Source organism: Streptomyces physcomitrii (assembly GCF_012273655.1).
GTDB lineage: Bacteria > Actinomycetota > Actinomycetes > Streptomycetales > Streptomycetaceae > Streptomyces > Streptomyces physcomitrii.
In genome coordinates this window covers 45,330-60,652 of the sequence record NZ_JAAWWP010000012.1, presented here as the reverse complement: position 1 = coordinate 60,652, position 15,323 = coordinate 45,330, and the positions used below count along the sequence as shown (strand labels likewise).

Genomic DNA, 15,323 nt, shown 5'->3' with positions numbered 1-15,323 from the left:
AACCACGGAGGAAGGACATGACCTCATCGGCACCGCCCCTGCTCGCCATGCGGGGCATCGCCAAGTCGTTCCCCGGCGTCCGCGCGCTCAGCGGCGTCGACCTCACCGTGCACGCCGGTGAGGTCGTCGCCCTGCTCGGCGAGAACGGCGCCGGCAAGTCGACGCTGATGAACATCCTGGCCGGGGTCCACGCGGACTACGAGGGCAGCATCCTGCGCGACGGCGAGCCGGTCCCGCTGCACTCCCCGCGGGACGCCGCCCGGCACGGCATCGCGATGATCCACCAGGAGCTCAACCTGGTGCCCGAACTCTCCGTCGCGGAGAACGTCTTCCTCGGCCGGGAGCCCACCACCGCCCGCGGCACCGTCCGGCGCCGCGAGATGGAGGAGCGCACCACCCGGCTGCTCGCCGGACTCGGCCTCGACCTGCCGCCCCGCCGGGCCCTCAAGCACTGCCAGATCGCCGAGCGCCAGCTGATCGAGGTGGCCAAGGCGCTGAGCCTGGACGTGCGGATCCTGGTGATGGACGAGCCGACCTCGGCCCTCGCCGACGCCGAGGTGCGCAGACTGCACGCCGTGATCCGCGGGCTGACCGCGCGCGGCGTCGGCGTCGTCTACATCTCGCACCGCCTGGAGGAACTCGAGGAGATCGCCGACTCGGTGACCGTGCTCCGCGACGGGGTGTGCACCGGGCGCCGCGCGATGGCCGAGACCAGCCGCGCCGAACTGGTCCGCCTGATGGTCGGCCGCCCCCTGGACGAGCTGTACCCGCGCCGCCCCGCGCAGGCCCCGGCCGCTCCCCCGCGCCTGAGCGTACGGGGCCTGCGGCTGCCCTCGGTGGGCGGCGGCCCCGCCCTGCACGGCATCGACCTGACCGTCGCGCCCGGCGAGATCGTCGGGCTCGCGGGGCTGATGGGCGCCGGGCGCACCGAGGTGCTCCAGTCCCTCTTCGGGCACTACGGGGCCCGGGCGAGCGGCGAGTTCACCCTGGACGGCCGTGCCTACCGGCCGCGCAGCCCCGGCCAGGCCATCCGCCGGGGCCTCGCCCTGGTCGCGGAGGACCGCAAGGCGCAGAGCCTGGTCCTCGGCAACACGGTCCGCTTCAACGCCTCGCTCGCCGCGCTCGGCAGATTCGGCACCCCCTGGCGGACGGTGCGGCGGCGGCGCGAGGCGGCGGCGGTGCGCGGGCAGCTGGACGCGCTCGCGGTGCGCACCCCGGGCATGGAGGTCCCGGCCGGGCAGCTCTCCGGGGGCAACCAGCAGAAGGTCGTGCTCGCCAAGTGCCTGCTCACCGAGCCCGGGCTGCTCCTGATGGACGAGCCGACCCGGGGCATCGACATCGGTGCCAAGGCGCAGATCCACACCCTGATGGACAGGCTCGCCCAGCAGGGCACGGCGATCCTCGCGGTCTCCTCCGAACTGCCGGAGCTGATCGGCATGTGCGACCGGATCCTGGTGCTCTGCGAGGGACGGCTGACCGGCGAGTTCCACCGCGACCCCGCCCGGGGCCCGGTGGCCGACGAGGAGTCCCTGCTCACCGCGGCGATGGCCCGCCGGACGGTGGCCGAGGCCCCGAAGACGGCGGTGGTGGACCCCGGTGCGGGACCGGCCGTGCCCGCGCCCCGCGCCGGGGGACCGGCCGCCCGGGGCGGCGGGGCCGACAGCTCCCGGGGCGGCCCCGAGGAAGCGAACGAGGACGAGGAGAGCGGCGCATGACGAGCACCCTCGACACCGCCGAGGCGGCCGAGGCGAAGGCACCCGGGAGGCTGCGGCGGCTGCTGCCGCTCTTCGGCTCCCTGCAGAGCTATATCGGCCTGGTGCTGATCTTCGCGGCCGGGGTCGCCACCAAGGGCGATGTCTTCCTCAACCAGACCAACCTCACCAACGCGGTGGGCAACTTCTCCTCCCGCGGCATCCTGGCGGTCGGCGTCACCCTGGTCATCATCACCGCGGGCATCGACCTCTCGGTGGGCTCCCTGATGGGCTTCGCCTCGATGGCCGCGGCGATGATGCTCTTCCACCACGACATGCCGGTCTGGCAGATCGTGCCGCTGTGCATGCTGATCGGCGCCGCCTTCGGCTTCGTCAACGGCGCGGGCACCTCCTGGCTGCGCATCCAGTCCTTCGTGATGACGCTGGCCATGCTCTCCATCGCCCGCGGCCTGGACCGGCAGATGTCCGACAACGCCTCGGTCGGCACCACCGTCGCGGGCCCGGACGGCAAGCTCACCGAGAACTCCGCCTCCTTCCAGGGCCTCGGCACCCCCGGGCACAACGTCCTGGTCGGCGTCCTCGGCCCGGACGGGATCTACTTCCCCGTCCTCGCCTTCGTCCTGGTCTGCGTCGTCTTCCATCTGCTGCTCTCCCGCACCCGCTTCGGACGGCATGTGTACGCGGTCGGCGGCAACCCGACCGCGGCCCGGCTCTCCGGCATCAACGTCACCTTCGTGGTGATCGCCGTGTTCACCCTCTCCGGCATGCTCGCCGGTTTCGCCGGGCCCATCGACGCGGCGTACAGCGCCTCGGCGGACCCGATGGCGGGAAACGGCTACGAACTCGACGCGATCGCCGCGGCCGTGATCGGCGGGGCGAGCCTCGCCGGCGGCAAGGGCACCATCGCCGGCACCTTCGTCGGCGCGCTCATCCTCACCCTGCTCGACAACGTCCTCGGCCTCAACGCCGTCAGCGACAACTGGCAACTGGTCATCAAGGGCTCGATCGTCGTGTTCGCCGTGGTCCTGCAACGCCCGGACCTGCTGCGCGGCGCGGGCCGCCGTCTCGGCCGCCGCTTCGGCAAGACGCCACCCAGCGAGGAGAAAACCGCATGAAACGCACCGCTACCTCCGTACTGGCCGCCCTGTGCGCCGCGGCCCTCGCCGGCGGCTGCGCCTCCAAGACGGACTCCGCCGACGGCGGCGACTCCGGCAAGGACGGCGGGCAGTTCGTCATCGGCTACTCGCAGTCCAACAACGCCGAGCCCTACCGCCAGCAGCTCAACAAGCAGCTCAAGCATTTCGTGGCCCGGCACGAGAACCTCAAGCTGCTTCCCATCACGGACGCGCGGCAGGACAACGCCACCCAGGTCAGCCAGGTGCAGAGCTTCATCCAGCAGAAGGTGGACCTGCTCATCGTCTCGCCGAACGAGCCCGCCCCGCTGACCCCGCCGGTGGAGCAGGCCTGCAAGGCGGGCATCGACGTGCTGATCCTGGACCGTACGGTCAACACCGACTGCTACACCTCCTTCATCGGCGGCGACAACTACGCGATCGGCCAGAAGGCGGGCGAGGCCGCCGTCAAGGCGCTGCCGGACGGCGGCAACGTCGCCGAGCTGCGCGGGGTGCTCTCCGCGCAGCCGCAGATCGACCGCGACAAGGGCTTCCGGGACGCGGTGAAGGGCCACGGCATCAAGATCGTCGAGGCCCGCGAGGCCAAGTGGACCCGGCCCAACGCCATCAAGGTGATGAACCAGTGGCTGGCCCGCGGCACCGAGATCGACCTGGTCTACGCGCACAACGACGACATGGCGATCGGCGCGCACGGCGCGGCCTCCGGCGCGGGCAAGGCGAAGAGCATCAAGTTCCTCGGCATCGACGGCCTCGCCATCCCGGACGGCGGCATCCGCGCCGTCCAGCAGGGCCGCCTGCTGTCCACCTTCGTCTACCCGACCGGCGCCGAGGAGGCCGCCGAGGCCGCCTACGCCCTCTCCCAGGGCAAGAAGCCGAAGAAGAAGCAGACCCTGCCGACCGTGGAGGTCACCAAGGCCAACGCGGCGAAGATCTACGAGGAGTACGACGTCAGCGGCGGCTGACCACCGCCCGCCGCCGTACCCGTACGCCCGCACCCGCCCGTCACGGCGTGCCCCGGCCCCGGGGGGGGGGGGGCGGCGGGCCCCCCCCCCCCCCCCCACCCCCCCCCCCCCCCCCCCGGGGGGCCCCCCCCCCCGGGGGGGGCCACGCCCCGGACCCCAGGACCGCCATGACCTCCTCCGCCGCCCCGAGCGGGCTGCTCCTCGGCATCGACATCGGCACCTCCTCCGCCAAGGGCGTCCTCGCCCGCCCCGACGGCACCCTGCTCGCCTCGGCCCAGCGCGAGCACACCACCTCCTCGCCGCGCCCCGGCTGGTTCGAGCACGACGCCGAGGACATCTGGTGGGCCGATCTGCGCGCCCTGGCCCGGGAGTTGCTGGCCCAACTGCCCGCGGGCGAGCGGCTCGCCGGGGTCGGTGTCAGCGGCATCGGCCCCTGCCTGCTCCCGGCGGACGCGGCGGGCGCCCCGGTCCGGCCCGCGATCCTGTACGGGGTGGACACCCGGGCCGGCGCCCAGATCGCCGCGCAGAACGCGCACTACGGCGCCGAGGAGATCATCCGCCGCTGCGGCGCCCCGCTGACCAGCCAGGCGGTGGGCCCCAAGTTCGCCTGGCTGCGCGAGCGGGAGCCGGCGGCCTGGGCCCGTACCCGCCGCTGGTTCATGGCCAGTTCGTACCTCACGCACCGGCTCACCGGCGCCTATGTCCTCGACCACCACTCGGCCAGCCAGTCGGTGCCGCTGTACGACCCGCGGGCGGGCGCCTGGATCCCCGAGTGGTGCGAGGAGATCGCGCCGGGCCTGGAGTGGCCCCGGCTGGTGTGGCCCGCCGAGACCGTCGGCGAGGTCACCCCCGAGGCCGAGGCGGCGACCGGCATCCCCGCCGGGACGCCCGTGGTGGCGGGCATCGTGGACGCCTGGGCGGAGGCCACGGCGGCGGGCGTACGGGACCCGGGGGACGTGATGCTGATGTACGGCACCACGATGTTCCTGGTCAACGTGGTCGGCGAACCGGTGGGCGACGCCCGCCTGTGGGGCACCGCCGGGGCCTTCCCCGGCACCCACTGCCTGGCCGCGGGCATGGCCACCTCCGGGGCGGTCACCGGCTGGCTGCGCGAACTGACCGGCGCCTCCTACCCGGAGCTGACCGAGGAGGCCGACCGGCTGCCGCCCGGCGCCGAGGGCCTGCTGATGCTGCCGTACTTCGCCGGGGAGCGCACCCCGCTCTTCGACCCGGACGCCCGGGGCCTGATCCACGGGCTGACCCTGCGGCACGGCCGGGGCCACCTCTACCGGGCCGCCCTGGAGGCCACCGCCTTCGGGGTCCGGCACAACCTGGAGACCATGGTGGAGGCGGGCGGCTCACCGGAGCGCCTGGTCGCGGTCGGCGGCGGCGCCCGCGGGCTGTGGACCCGGATCGTCTCCGATGTCACCGGGCGCCCCCAGCAGGTGCCCCGGCACACCATCGGCGCCGCCCACGGGGACGCCCTGTTCGCGGCGCTCGGCACCGGTCTGGTCTCGGCCGCGGACCTCGGCGGCTGGAATCCGGTGGCCTCCGTGGTGGAGCCCGATCCGGCCACCGGGGAGGTCTACGAGGAGCTGTACGGCCTCTACCGCGAGCTGTATCCGGCCACCCGGGAAGCCGCCCATGTCCTCGCCGCCCGCCAGCACAAGGACGCCTGAGGGGCGGGTGATCCGCCCCCGGTCCCGTCCCCCGAAGGACGCCGCCGTCGTACGATGCCGGGCGTGACCGACGACGACGCGCCGCTGCTCGCGGACCTCCTGCCGTGGTCCGTCGCCGCCCCGCGCCTCGGCCGGGCCTGGCCGCTGGCACCCGACGCGGCCTCGCTGAAGGCCCGTTGGGAGGCCTTCGGCAAGGCGGAGGGCACCGAGCGCGAGCGGCTGCTCGGCCCCACCCGCTCCCGCACCCTGCACACCGCGGTGGCCCAGCTCCCCGGCCGCCGCACCGGCACCGGCCGGCTTGCCGGTGCGCTCGGGCCCTGCCCCGAGCCGGTGCGCGTCCTGCACGCCCCCTTCGACGAGCAGTGGCTGATACCCGACCACCGGCTGATCGACGCGGCCCGCCCCGAGCTGTGGCGGGTCGCCGACGCCCGGCAGATCTTCCTGGTGGAGCAGGCCTTCACCCCCGGCGCCGAGAGCCCCCCGCTCCTCGCCACCTCGCTGCTGCCGGGCGCGGTCCTCCCGCCGGACGGGCAGCCGCACACCGTACGGCCGGGCAGGATCAGGCCGCTCTTCCGGCGCCCGGGCGGTCAAGAGCCCAATCTGGCACCGGGGTTGAGCGCCTTCCTGGACGCCCGTCTCGGTCTGTCCACCACCCCCGAGGACCTCCTCGCCTGGATCCTCGCCGTCGCCCGGGGCGGGCCGAAGGGCCCCCTGGTACCGCTGCCGACCGGACCGGAGGTCTGGACCCGCGGCGTGGAACTGGGCCGGCGCCTGCTCTGGCTGATGCGGCGCGGCCCCGGCGAACGGCCCCGGATGCCGGGCGGCAGGCGGCCCTATGTGCGCGCCCCGCTGCCCGCCCGGCCCCCGGCCCCGGAGTACGACCCCGAGGAGGAGACCCTGCTGGTCGGCACCGGCCGCGTCTCCCCCGTACCCGCCGGGGCCTGGGAGTTCCGGGTCGGCCAGGTCCGGGTCCTGGAGGCCTGGTTCGCCCGCCGCGCGACGGCCGGGGAGCCCGGGAGCCTCGCCGCGCTCGCTCCCGCCGCCTGGCCGCAGTCCCGCACCTCCGAGCTGCTCGAACTCCTCACCGTGCTCGCCCTCCTCGCCGAACTGCGCCCCCGGCAGGAGGAGTTGGCCGCCGAACTGGCCGGTGCTCCCGGCCGGGCGGAGCTGACCGCGGCGGGCGTACTGCCGCCGCCGCCCGCCGCGCGGCGCCCCGCCTCCGTACTCGACCACCAGGAGGAGGGCCCGGGCGGGCAGTTCGCGCTGCTGTGAGGCGGGGCGGCCGGGGCGCTCGCCGAGCGGCGGCCGGGGCGGTCCGGCGGCGCGTGACGGAGGCCTCGGTGACAAGGCCGCCCGCCGGGGACATGATCCCTCGCATGGAGCCCCACACCACCTCGCCCTCCCCTGCTGTGCAGCCGCTGCCGCTGGACGGCCTCACCGTCGTCGCCGTGGAGCAGGCCGTCGCCGCCCCCTTCGCCACCCGGCAGCTCGCCGACCTCGGCGCCCGGGTCATCAAGGTGGAGCGCCCCGGCGGCGGCGACTTCGCCCGCCACTACGACACCGCCGCCGCGGGCCTTGCCTCGCACTTCGTCTGGTGCAACCGCGGCAAGGAGTCGATCGCCCTGGACCTCAAGGACCCGCGCGGGCTGGACGTGCTCGGCCGCCTGCTCGCCACCGCGGACGTCTTCGTGCAGAACCTCGCCCAGGGCGCGGCCGCCCGCCTCGGCCTGGACGCGGCCACCCTGTGCGCCGCCGACCCCCGGCTGATCGCGGTGGACATCTCGGGCTACGGCAAGGGCGGCCCGTACGCGGACCGGCGGGCCTACGACATGCTCGTCCAGTGCGAGGCGGGCCTGGTCTCGGTGACCGGCACCCCCGAGCAGCCGGTGAAGTCCGGCATCCCGGCGGCCGACATCGCGGCCGGGATGTACGCCTTCTCCGGGGTGCTGGCGGCGCTGGTGCGGCGCGGGACCACCGGGCGCGGCGGCCCGGTGGAGGTGTCGATGCTGGAGGCGCTCGCGGAGTGGATGGGCCATCCGCTGCACCACACGATCCACGGCGGCACGGCGCCGGTACGGACCGGCCTCGCCCACACGGTGATCGCCCCGTACGACGCCTATCCCACCGCGGACGGCGGCCGGGTGCTGCTCTCGGTGCAGAACGACCGGGAGTGGCGCAGGCTCGCCGCCCAGGTGCTCGGCAGTCCGGAACTCGCCGAGGACCCCGATTTCGCCACCAACGCGGCCCGGGTGGCCCACCGGGGACGCACCGACGCCGCCGTCGCGCGGGCCCTCGGGGAACTCACCGCCGAGGAGGCGCTGCGGCGGCTGGACGCGGCGGGGATCGCCTGTGCGCGGCTGCGCGGGATGACCGGTCTGGCCGCGCATCCGCAACTGGCCGCGCGGGACCGCTGGCGGGAGATCGGCTCCCCGGCCGGTCCGCTGCGGGCCCTGCTGCCACCCCTCACGCTGCCCGGCGGGGAAGAGGCGCGGATGGGGGCGGTGCCCGGGCTCGGCGAGCACACCGAGGCGCTGCTGCGCTCCGTGGGGGTGACGGAGGCGGAGATCACGCAGCTGCGCCAGGACGGTGTGATCGCCTGAGCGGTGACCGGAGTGCGGTAGGGGTCAGCGCCCCCCGAGCAGCGTGCGGCGCAGCCGCCGCAGCGGAGCGAAGAGGGAGACCTTCCGCACCCGGGCACGGCGGCCCGTGGGGGTGTGCTCCTGCGGCCTCTCGCGGCTGGTCAGCTCGCGCATCAGCAGCGTGGCCTCCGCGGCCTCGCGCTGCGGGACCACGGGTCCGCCCATCACGGCGAAATGCCGGTCGAGCCGCGACTTGGTCGCGCTGCTCCCGCAGTTGATGGCGGGCACTCGCGCCCTGTTTCGTACAGTTATCTGTTCCATGTCACTCCCCACCCGTACGACGGCACCCGGCCCGGGCAGCTCAACACTATCGTCCCCACGGGACGCACGTGTATCCCGATACCCGTATTCACCTTTCCCACAAGGGTGTTGACGATCACTCTCCGAATCCAGCCCTCCCCTTGAGCATGCCCGAAACCCTCCGGGTCAGCCATGACTCCCGGCAGCGAACGGACCCGGTGACGGGGCGTGAGGGCGGGGGTTGCGGGCCGGGGAGGCGGGGCCCGGCGTGTCGAGGGGCGGACCCGGCCCCGGTACGCGGCAGGTCCGGGCACCCCGAAGGAGGCCCGGACCCGCCGAACGCTGCGGCACTCCCCGTCAGGAAGCGCTCTCCAGCGCGGGGAGGTAGCCGCCCGACTGACCGGCGGCCGTCGGGTGGTACGAGTTGGTGACGTCCGGGAGGCTGACGCTGTGCAGCCAGGCGTCACCGGAGCAGATCTCGTGACCGGTGAAGTTGCCGACGACGCTCGCGAAGCTGAAGCCGTGGGCGGCGGCGCGAGCCGAGGTGACCTGGTTCAGGAGGTCGGAGGCGCCGTTGACGGCGGAGCGCTCCTCGTCCGTCAGACCCGCCACGCAGCTTCCGTCGATCTTGTAGAAGCGCGGGTAACCGAGCACGACCACATGCGCGTTGGGGGCGCGCGAGCTGATCTCGTCGTAGACCTGGTCGAGCTTGGCGGGCAGCTCGTTCTCGACGAAGGAGCGGGCCGTGTTGATCCGGCTGATGCAGTTGTCCTCGCCCGGCAGGACGCAGTTGATCATCACGTCCGAGAAGCCGGCGTCGTTGCCGCCGATGGAGATGGTGACGGTGCCGGTGCTGGTGCTCAGCGGGCCGAGCTGGTTGGCGAGCACATCGCCGGTGACCGCGCCGGAGCAGGCCACGAAGTCGAAGGAGGAGGGCGAGTGGGCGTTGGCCCACAGCTGCGGGTAGGCGTTCGCGCTGCGCTTGCAGCCGCTGCTGTCGTAGTCACCCGCGCCCACTCCGGAGGAGTAGGAGTCGCCGAGGGCCACATAGCCGTCGGCGGCGGCCTGGTCCGCGCTCGCCGCGCTCGCCCCGGTGAGCGCGGCGGCCCCGGCCAGGGTGAGGGCCGAGACATAGGCCGCAAGTCTCTTCAGTTTCATCTGCTACCTCCGTGGGGGGATCTCTGCGCAACTGTGTTAGCACGCGGGGAAGTTGACTGGAAGTGTCCATGTCAATCTTTTCCTCGACACGCCACCCGCGCCCTTCTCCGGTTCCGCACACACCCGTACAGACAGGACCTGACCGACCCTCGGCCGCGCCGCGGACTACTCGCGTAGACCGGGTGCCGCGCGCCTTCCCGGGGGTGCCCGGGAAGAGGTCGGTCGGGTGCCTGTCTCATGCCCCGCCGGCAGGCGGTCCACGCGCGTCGACCGCCTCGAACCCGTGTTTGTGTGCGGGGAGTTGACGCCCTTGCCGGGGCACAGCGGAGCTTTCCCGCCCACAAGGGGCAGCGGGCGGGGGCACGGAAACCGGGTGCACCGGACAGAGCGGTGACGGATCATGGCGGCATGCCCGCGAACCCAGAGGAAGCCCTGCCGATCCGGCTCAACGTCGATGACAGCGACTCCCCTTCGGATGTCGTAGACGCCCTGTTCCTCGGCCGCTTCGCCACCGGCGAGCAGCCGTACTCGCACAGCGTGAACATCGAACGCGTACGCACCGGCGCCACCCTGCTGCCGCCGGGGGCACGGGTGCTGCGCGCGGCCCGCGACGACGACCGCAGCGCCGTGCTCGCCGAGGGCCAGGGCTGGACCATGCTCGTCTCGCGCTGGAGCCGGGGCGCCGATGTCACCGTCACCGCCACCAGCGCCGAACTCGCCGAGCAGACCGTCTCCGCGGCCACCGAGGGCGCCCAGGACGAACCGGAGCCGCAGCCCGAGGACGTCACCATGGGCTTCTGGTACGTCTCCCCGCGCCGCGGACCGCACCGGACGACCCGTCAGATCTCCGCGGGGACCTGGCCCGAGGTCCGGCAGAACTACACTGCGCCGGTGGCCGACGCCATGGACGGGCTGATGAAGACCACCCCGGAGGACATCACCGGGCGGCTGCTCCTGCTGCACGGACCGCCCGGCACCGGCAAGACCTCCGCGCTGCGCACCCTCGCCCGCTCCTGGCGCGACTGGTGCCAGGTCGACTGCGTACTCGACCCGGAGCGGCTGTTCAGCGACGTCGGCTACCTGATGGACATCGCGATCGGCGAGGACGAGGGCGCCGCGAAGAGCCGCTGGCGGCTGCTGCTCCTGGAGGACTGCGACGAGCTGATCCGCGGCGAGGCCAAGCACACCGCGGGCCAGGCGCTCTCCCGGCTGCTCAACCTCACCGACGGGCTGCTCGGCCAGGGCCGCAACGTCCTGGTGGGCGTCACCACCAACGAGGACCTGGAGCGGTTGCACCCCGCCGTGGTGCGCCCGGGCCGCTGCCTCGCCCGGATCGAGGTCGGGCCGCTCACCCGCGCCGAGTCGCTGGGCTGGCTGGGCGAGGAGGCCGCCGGCCACGAGAGTGCCCTCGGCCGCGAGGGCACCACCCTCGCCGAGCTGTACGCGCTGCGCCGGGGCACCTCCCCCGCCTCGGTGCCGGACCAGCGGCCGGGGGCGGACGCGGGGCTGTACCTCTGAGCCGTGCGCTCCCCCGGGAGGAGTTCGGTCGGCGGGAGGGGTTCAGTCCGCCGTGCCATAGGCCGCGCGCAGGGCCTGGTGGGCGGCGCGCAGGGCCTCGTCCTCGGTCAGGCCGAGCCGTCTGGCCTGGGCCGCGAAGGACTGCGCGGCCTCGGCCGCCCTGCGGTCCGCGGCCTCGCCCGCGGCGGCGATGAAGGTGCCGTTGCGGCCGCGGGTCTCGATCACCCCGTCGCTCTCCAGGGCGCGGTAGGCCTTGGCCACCGTATTGGCGGCGAGGCCGAGTTCCTGGGCGAGGCCGCGCACGGTGGGCAGCCGGTGGCCCACCGGCAGCCGCCCGGTCCTGGCCTGCTTGGAGATCTGCGCGCGCAGCTGCTCGTACGGGGCGGTGCCCGCGTCGTCGTCGATGCTCAAACCGGTCTTCGAGGTCACCGGGCGATTGTCCCGCACCGAGGCGCGCGGGCGCCCCGGGACCGGCGGACGGGCGGGAATCGGGCGGGGAATCGGGCGCCGAATATCAGGAGGCGCCCCGGGCGGTGCCGCGCGTAGCGTGCGCCGCATGGATGTGATCGTTCGCCCGCTGCGCCCCGGGGACCCCGCGGACGCCGAGGCCTTCGTCCGGGTGCGCCGCCGCGCCCTGCCCTTCATGGTGATGACCGCCGGCTCCCTCGCCTTCGACCTGGCGCACGCCCCCGCGCGGAAGCGGTTCCGGCCGCTGGTCGCCGAGGAGGACGGCGAGGTCATCGGCACCGCGCAGGTCGGCATCGCGCACGAGAGCGCGGAACCGGGGCAGGGCTTCGCCAATCTCTACGTACGGCCGGACCGGGAGGGGCGCGGCGCGGGCTCGCTGCTGCTTGCCGCCGCGGAGGAGCATCTGGCGCGCTCCGGGGCGCGCGAGGTCTGGTCCTGGGTCTACGACGAGCCCCGCAACCGGGAGTTCGCGGTCCGGCACGGCTACACCGCCAAGCGCTCCGCGCACTTCCTCCGCCTGGACCTGGTACGGGACGCGCTGCCGCCGCGCCTCGAACCCCCGGCCGGGGTGGAGTTGCGGCCCGCCTCCTCCTTCGCGGCCGATCCGCGGCCGGTCTTCGCCCTGGACGCGGAGACCACGGCCGACGAGCCGAGCGATGTCGGGGCGGTCCTCGCGGACTACGAGGGGTGGCTCGCCGACACCTGGCACCACCCGCTGACCGATCTGGAGCTGACCACCGTCGCCGTGGTGGACGGGCGCCCGGTCGCCTTCAGCCTGGCCCAGACCGACCGCGAGACGCGCTACTCCTCCGGCATGACCGGCACCGCGCGCGCCCATCGCGGCCGGGGCCTGGCCAAGCTGGTGAAGAACGACTCGCTGCACCGCGCCCGGGCGGCCGGGATCCGGGAGGCCTTCACCGGCAACGACACGGACAACGGCCCGATGCTCGCCGTCAACACCTGGTTCGGCTACCGGGTGTGCGGGACGGAGGTGCGCCATGTCCGGGCACTCGGCTGAACTCCCCGGGACGGTACGGGTGGTCCTCGTCAAGGCGGGCCGCACGAAGATCCGCTACCCGGCGCGGCTGCTGAGCGACGACGGGGAGCGGCTGACGGTCCGCGCCCCCTGGGCGGGCGAGGGCACCCGGGACTTCGGCTTCGTCCGCTTCGAGCCGGGGGACGTCTTCACCGAGCACTACTGGCGGCACCGGTGGTACGCCGTCAAGGAGGTGCGCGCCGCCGACGGCACCCTCAAGGGCTGGTACTGCGACATCACCCGGCCCGCGGTGCTCGGCGGCGGCGAGCTCACGGTGGAGGACCTGGACCTCGATCTGTGGCGCTCGGCGGACGGGCGGCAGGTGCTGCGCCTGGACGAGGACGAGTTCGCCGAGAGCGGTCTCGCGGCGCGCGATCCACAGGCGGCGGCTCAGGCCCTGGCCGCCCTGGACGCCCTCGAACTCCTCGCCCGGCGGGGCGACTTCGAGGCCCTGATCGCGGACTGAGACCGCATTCAGGCCACTCGAACCGGTCGTGATGCGCCGTTTCTCCCGCTTTGTGATTGCAGTTTTGTCATCGGGGGGCCTTCTCATGGTCATCACGTGCTTCGGATGGGTATGCCTCACCACAGCGTGACAGTCGCCACTGACAGCGCGCCGTTGATGAGGAACGCTCCCGGCACGGGTTCACCTCGGTACTCAGGTACGGGACCCGGTGGGCACCAAGGAGGCAGTCATGCGCCGTGTGACCGTACAGCGCCCCGTCGTCAAGCAGCCCTCCCGCCGCGTACGCGAGGAGGCCGAGGAGAAGACCGCGCGCCGGACGGAGGTCCGCAAGGACATCCGCCGGACGTGGTGGCCCGAGGACTGAGCACCCGGGCCCTTCCGGGACCCGGCACCTTCCGGACAGGGCACCTTCCGGGACAAGGGATGTCCCGCCCGGCGGACCGGGCGGGACATCTGTTCAGCCGGGACTTCCGTTCAGGCGGGACGCCCGCTCAGGAGAAGCAGGTGGTGGGTGTGGCGTGCGCCGGGTCCAGGGCGTTGGCCACCTCGTGGAAGACGACCTTGTCCGTGGTGCCCGCGAGCACATGCTCGGAGAGGTCCACGGCGCAGAGGTCCTGCAGCCTGATGTTGCGTACGCCGGGGCCGTCCAGGAACTGGGTCCGCCAGGGCGTGACCACCTCGTCGTACTGCGTCGCGATCACCGTGTACTGCACGCCGGGCACGGTGTCCCCGCCCGCGTTGAGCTTCTGCATCAGGGGCGAGCCGACGACCTGGTCGGTGAGGGCCGGGGTGTGCTCGTTGAGCAGGTTCTCGATGCCCGGGAAGTAGGGCAGCAGCTTGGTGAAGCCGCTGAGGGTGGTGCCGTGGTTGCTCGGCGCGATGCCGACCAGCGCGTTGACCTTGTCCGCGCCGCCGAGGAACTTCAGGTAGTAGCGGGGCATCATGCCGCCCTGCGAGTGCCCCACCAGGTCGACCTTGCCCGCCCCGGTGGCGGAGCGGACCTTGTCGACGAAGGTGCCGAGTTGCGCGGCCGACTTGTCGACGGGGCCGAGCCCCTTGAAGACCGGGACCCCGGGCAGTTCCCCGTAGTTCAGGGAGAAGACGCAGTAGCCCCGGTCGACCAGATACGGGGCGAGGACCAGCCAGTTGTCGACGGAGTTGGCGAAGGTCCCGTGCACCAGGACCACCGGGCGCGGATGCGCGGCGGAGGGCTTGCAGGAGTAGTCGTTCCAGCCGGAGCTGACGGCCGCGGTCCGCTCGGGTGCGGTCGCGGCGGCCGCGGGGGCGGCGGTGAAGGCGGCGGCTAGCAGGAGGCCCGCGGCGAGTGAGCGGCGCAGGCGCTTCCAGGGCAGCGTCACGTGATCTCCTTGCGGCTCGGTGAAAGGGAGAGGGGGATTCCGCCTGTGATCCGGATCACGAGGTGCCGTGCTCATGCCAAATTACGCGCCAGTAGCCCCGGATTGAAGCTCCGCGTCAGCAGAAAATTGCCGGGCCGGTACGCCCACCCCGCGCACCCGGGCCGGGGTGGGGACCCGGCGCCTCCGATCAGGTGGCGGCAAAGCCCACCGCCCGCGACACGGCACCGGACCGGCCGCCGGAGGCGCCAGACTGCGCGGGCCCGGCCTTCACCCACCTCAGGAGCCCGCCATGGACCACCCCTCCCCCGGCTCGCCCGCCGACCGCGTCCATCCCGCCGTCTGCGCCCACACCCACCTCTTCCCCGGGGGCAGCTGCCGCTTGCGGGAACTCCCCGACCCCGAGGGCTTCGCCGCCGCTCCCCGGCCCCTCGGCCTGGCCCTGCGCTTCTCCGACGGGGTCGTCGTCGCGGACGCGGAGCTGCTGGTCGCCGAGGACGGGGACACCGTCCTCACGGTCCCCGCGTACACCACCGGAGCGGGCACCCCCATCTCCGAACGCCTGTGGCCGGTACGGAAGTTGCTGCCGGACGGCGAGGAGGTGGAGGTACGGGTCGGCGCGCCCGCCCAGCTCTGAGGGGCTCCGTCCGGGCGGTGAGCCGCACCGCGGGGGCGCCGCCCGGGCGATGAGCCACGCGGCGGCGCCCTCGCCGGCCTTCCGGCGGACGCGGGGCGTTCACGCGGTGGTCGCGGTGTGAAAGCCCCGTGGTTTTCCGGGGTTTTTCCGGTACTCCCTGGCGCGCGTGTCGTGCACAAGACAATGCTGATCAGCCGAGTGTGCTCACGTGCATCCCCCACCACAGGAGTCACCTTGCTCAACCACGCTCTGCCCAGAGCAGCCCTCGCGCTGACCGCCCTCGGCGCCCTGGCGGTCCTGCCCGGCGGCTCGGCCGCGGC

The 15,323-nt window shown here is 73.7% G+C and carries 15 protein-coding genes; 11 read left to right on the top strand and 4 right to left on the bottom strand.

What is annotated here, in order from left to right:
• The first annotated feature begins 17 nt into the window (after positions 1–17).
• The 6 genes from HFV08_RS19765 (at position 18) to HFV08_RS19740 (ending at position 8,086) form a co-directional block, all read left to right on the top strand.
• Complete coding sequence (locus HFV08_RS19765; RefSeq protein WP_168541075.1) at positions 18–1,715, top strand: sugar ABC transporter ATP-binding protein; 1,698 nt, start codon at positions 18–20, stop codon at positions 1,713–1,715.
• Positions 1,712–2,827 carry an ABC transporter permease gene (locus tag HFV08_RS19760; protein WP_168541074.1) on the top strand — a complete coding sequence of 372 codons (1,116 nt, stop codon included), beginning with the start codon at positions 1,712–1,714 and terminating at the stop codon, positions 2,825–2,827. The genes HFV08_RS19765 and HFV08_RS19760 overlap by 4 nt, the downstream gene beginning before the upstream one ends.
• Positions 2,824–3,807: a substrate-binding domain-containing protein gene (locus HFV08_RS19755; RefSeq protein WP_168541073.1), complete on the top strand. Its 984-nt coding sequence runs from the start codon at positions 2,824–2,826 to the stop codon at positions 3,805–3,807. The genes HFV08_RS19760 and HFV08_RS19755 overlap by 4 nt, the downstream gene beginning before the upstream one ends.
• Before the next feature lie 167 nt (positions 3,808–3,974).
• Positions 3,975–5,486, top strand: coding sequence for an FGGY-family carbohydrate kinase (locus HFV08_RS19750; protein ID WP_168541072.1), 1,512 nt, complete (start codon positions 3,975–3,977; stop codon positions 5,484–5,486).
• A gap of 54 nt (positions 5,487–5,540) precedes the next feature.
• The gene (locus HFV08_RS19745; RefSeq protein ID WP_210430536.1) at positions 5,541–6,758 is read left to right on the top strand and encodes a type ISP restriction/modification enzyme; all 1,218 of its coding nucleotides are present in this window, start codon (positions 5,541–5,543) and stop codon (positions 6,756–6,758) included.
• Positions 6,759–6,862: 104 nt separating this feature from the next.
• Positions 6,863–8,086, top strand: a complete 1,224-nt coding sequence (locus tag HFV08_RS19740) for a CaiB/BaiF CoA transferase family protein (RefSeq protein WP_168541070.1) — start codon at positions 6,863–6,865, stop codon at positions 8,084–8,086.
• Between the two features lie 24 nt (positions 8,087–8,110).
• Here the strand turns inward: HFV08_RS19740 and HFV08_RS19735 are convergent, their stop codons facing one another.
• Positions 8,111–8,386, bottom strand: coding sequence for a hypothetical protein (locus HFV08_RS19735; RefSeq protein WP_168541069.1), 276 nt, complete (start codon positions 8,384–8,386; stop codon positions 8,111–8,113).
• Between the two features lie 336 nt (positions 8,387–8,722).
• Positions 8,723–9,523 carry an SGNH/GDSL hydrolase family protein gene (locus HFV08_RS19730; RefSeq protein WP_168541068.1) on the bottom strand — a complete coding sequence of 267 codons (801 nt, stop codon included), beginning with the start codon at positions 9,521–9,523 and terminating at the stop codon, positions 8,723–8,725.
• A gap of 408 nt (positions 9,524–9,931) precedes the next feature.
• Here HFV08_RS19730 and HFV08_RS19725 point away from each other — a divergent pair, with 408 nt between their 5' ends.
• A complete protein-coding gene (locus HFV08_RS19725; RefSeq protein WP_168541067.1) occupies positions 9,932–11,041 on the top strand; it encodes a DUF5925 domain-containing protein in 1,110 nt (369 codons plus the stop codon).
• A 42-nt stretch (positions 11,042–11,083) separates the two neighbouring features.
• Here HFV08_RS19725 and HFV08_RS19720 read toward each other — a convergent pair whose 3' ends face one another.
• Positions 11,084–11,470: a GntR family transcriptional regulator gene (locus tag HFV08_RS19720; protein WP_312885736.1), complete on the bottom strand. Its 387-nt coding sequence runs from the start codon at positions 11,468–11,470 to the stop codon at positions 11,084–11,086.
• Positions 11,471–11,597: 127 nt separating this feature from the next.
• On the opposite strand from HFV08_RS19720, the gene HFV08_RS19715 reads away from it, so the two are divergent.
• The 3 genes from HFV08_RS19715 to HFV08_RS32120 all read left to right on the top strand — a co-directional run bounded on the left by HFV08_RS19715 (position 11,598) and on the right by HFV08_RS32120 (position 13,375).
• On the top strand, positions 11,598–12,527 hold the full coding sequence (locus tag HFV08_RS19715; protein ID WP_168541065.1) for a GNAT family N-acetyltransferase: 930 nt from the start codon (positions 11,598–11,600) through the stop codon (positions 12,525–12,527).
• On the top strand, positions 12,508–13,011 hold the full coding sequence (locus HFV08_RS19710; protein ID WP_168541064.1) for a ribonuclease FAU-1 family protein: 504 nt from the start codon (positions 12,508–12,510) through the stop codon (positions 13,009–13,011). The genes HFV08_RS19715 and HFV08_RS19710 overlap by 20 nt, the downstream gene beginning before the upstream one ends.
• A gap of 229 nt (positions 13,012–13,240) precedes the next feature.
• Positions 13,241–13,375, top strand: coding sequence for a hypothetical protein (locus HFV08_RS32120; RefSeq protein WP_281373515.1), 135 nt, complete (start codon positions 13,241–13,243; stop codon positions 13,373–13,375).
• 127 nt (positions 13,376–13,502) lie between these two features.
• Here HFV08_RS32120 and HFV08_RS19705 read toward each other — a convergent pair whose 3' ends face one another.
• Complete coding sequence (locus HFV08_RS19705; protein ID WP_246341903.1) at positions 13,503–14,363, bottom strand: esterase/lipase family protein; 861 nt, start codon at positions 14,361–14,363, stop codon at positions 13,503–13,505.
• A 295-nt stretch (positions 14,364–14,658) separates the two neighbouring features.
• Here HFV08_RS19705 and HFV08_RS19700 point away from each other — a divergent pair, with 295 nt between their 5' ends.
• Positions 14,659–15,003: a hypothetical protein gene (locus HFV08_RS19700; protein WP_168541062.1), complete on the top strand. Its 345-nt coding sequence runs from the start codon at positions 14,659–14,661 to the stop codon at positions 15,001–15,003.
• Positions 15,004–15,323 lie beyond the last annotated feature (320 nt).

What these genes read in the sequence shown, in the direction of transcription:
- HFV08_RS19765 (WP_168541075.1), top strand. Translation starts at nt 18, where the DNA reads ATGACCTCATCGGCACCGCCCCTGCTCGCCATGCGGGGCATCGCCAAG.
- HFV08_RS19760 (WP_168541074.1), top strand. Translation starts at nt 1,712, where the DNA reads ATGACGAGCACCCTCGACACCGCCGAGGCGGCCGAGGCGAAGGCACCC.
- HFV08_RS19755 (WP_168541073.1), top strand. Translation starts at nt 2,824, where the DNA reads ATGAAACGCACCGCTACCTCCGTACTGGCCGCCCTGTGCGCCGCGGCC.
- HFV08_RS19750 (WP_168541072.1), top strand. Translation starts at nt 3,975, where the DNA reads ATGACCTCCTCCGCCGCCCCGAGCGGGCTGCTCCTCGGCATCGACATC.
- HFV08_RS19745 (WP_210430536.1), top strand. Translation starts at nt 5,541, where the DNA reads ATGCCGGGCGTGACCGACGACGACGCGCCGCTGCTCGCGGACCTCCTG.
- HFV08_RS19740 (WP_168541070.1), top strand. Translation starts at nt 6,863, where the DNA reads ATGGAGCCCCACACCACCTCGCCCTCCCCTGCTGTGCAGCCGCTGCCG.
- HFV08_RS19735 (WP_168541069.1), bottom strand. Translation starts at nt 8,386, where the DNA reads ATGGAACAGATAACTGTACGAAACAGGGCGCGAGTGCCCGCCATCAAC.
- HFV08_RS19730 (WP_168541068.1), bottom strand. Translation starts at nt 9,523, where the DNA reads ATGAAACTGAAGAGACTTGCGGCCTATGTCTCGGCCCTCACCCTGGCC.
- HFV08_RS19725 (WP_168541067.1), top strand. Translation starts at nt 9,932, where the DNA reads ATGCCCGCGAACCCAGAGGAAGCCCTGCCGATCCGGCTCAACGTCGAT.
- HFV08_RS19715 (WP_168541065.1), top strand. Translation starts at nt 11,598, where the DNA reads ATGGATGTGATCGTTCGCCCGCTGCGCCCCGGGGACCCCGCGGACGCC.
- HFV08_RS19710 (WP_168541064.1), top strand. Translation starts at nt 12,508, where the DNA reads ATGTCCGGGCACTCGGCTGAACTCCCCGGGACGGTACGGGTGGTCCTC.
- HFV08_RS32120 (WP_281373515.1), top strand. Translation starts at nt 13,241, where the DNA reads ATGCGCCGTGTGACCGTACAGCGCCCCGTCGTCAAGCAGCCCTCCCGC.
- HFV08_RS19700 (WP_168541062.1), top strand. Translation starts at nt 14,659, where the DNA reads ATGGACCACCCCTCCCCCGGCTCGCCCGCCGACCGCGTCCATCCCGCC.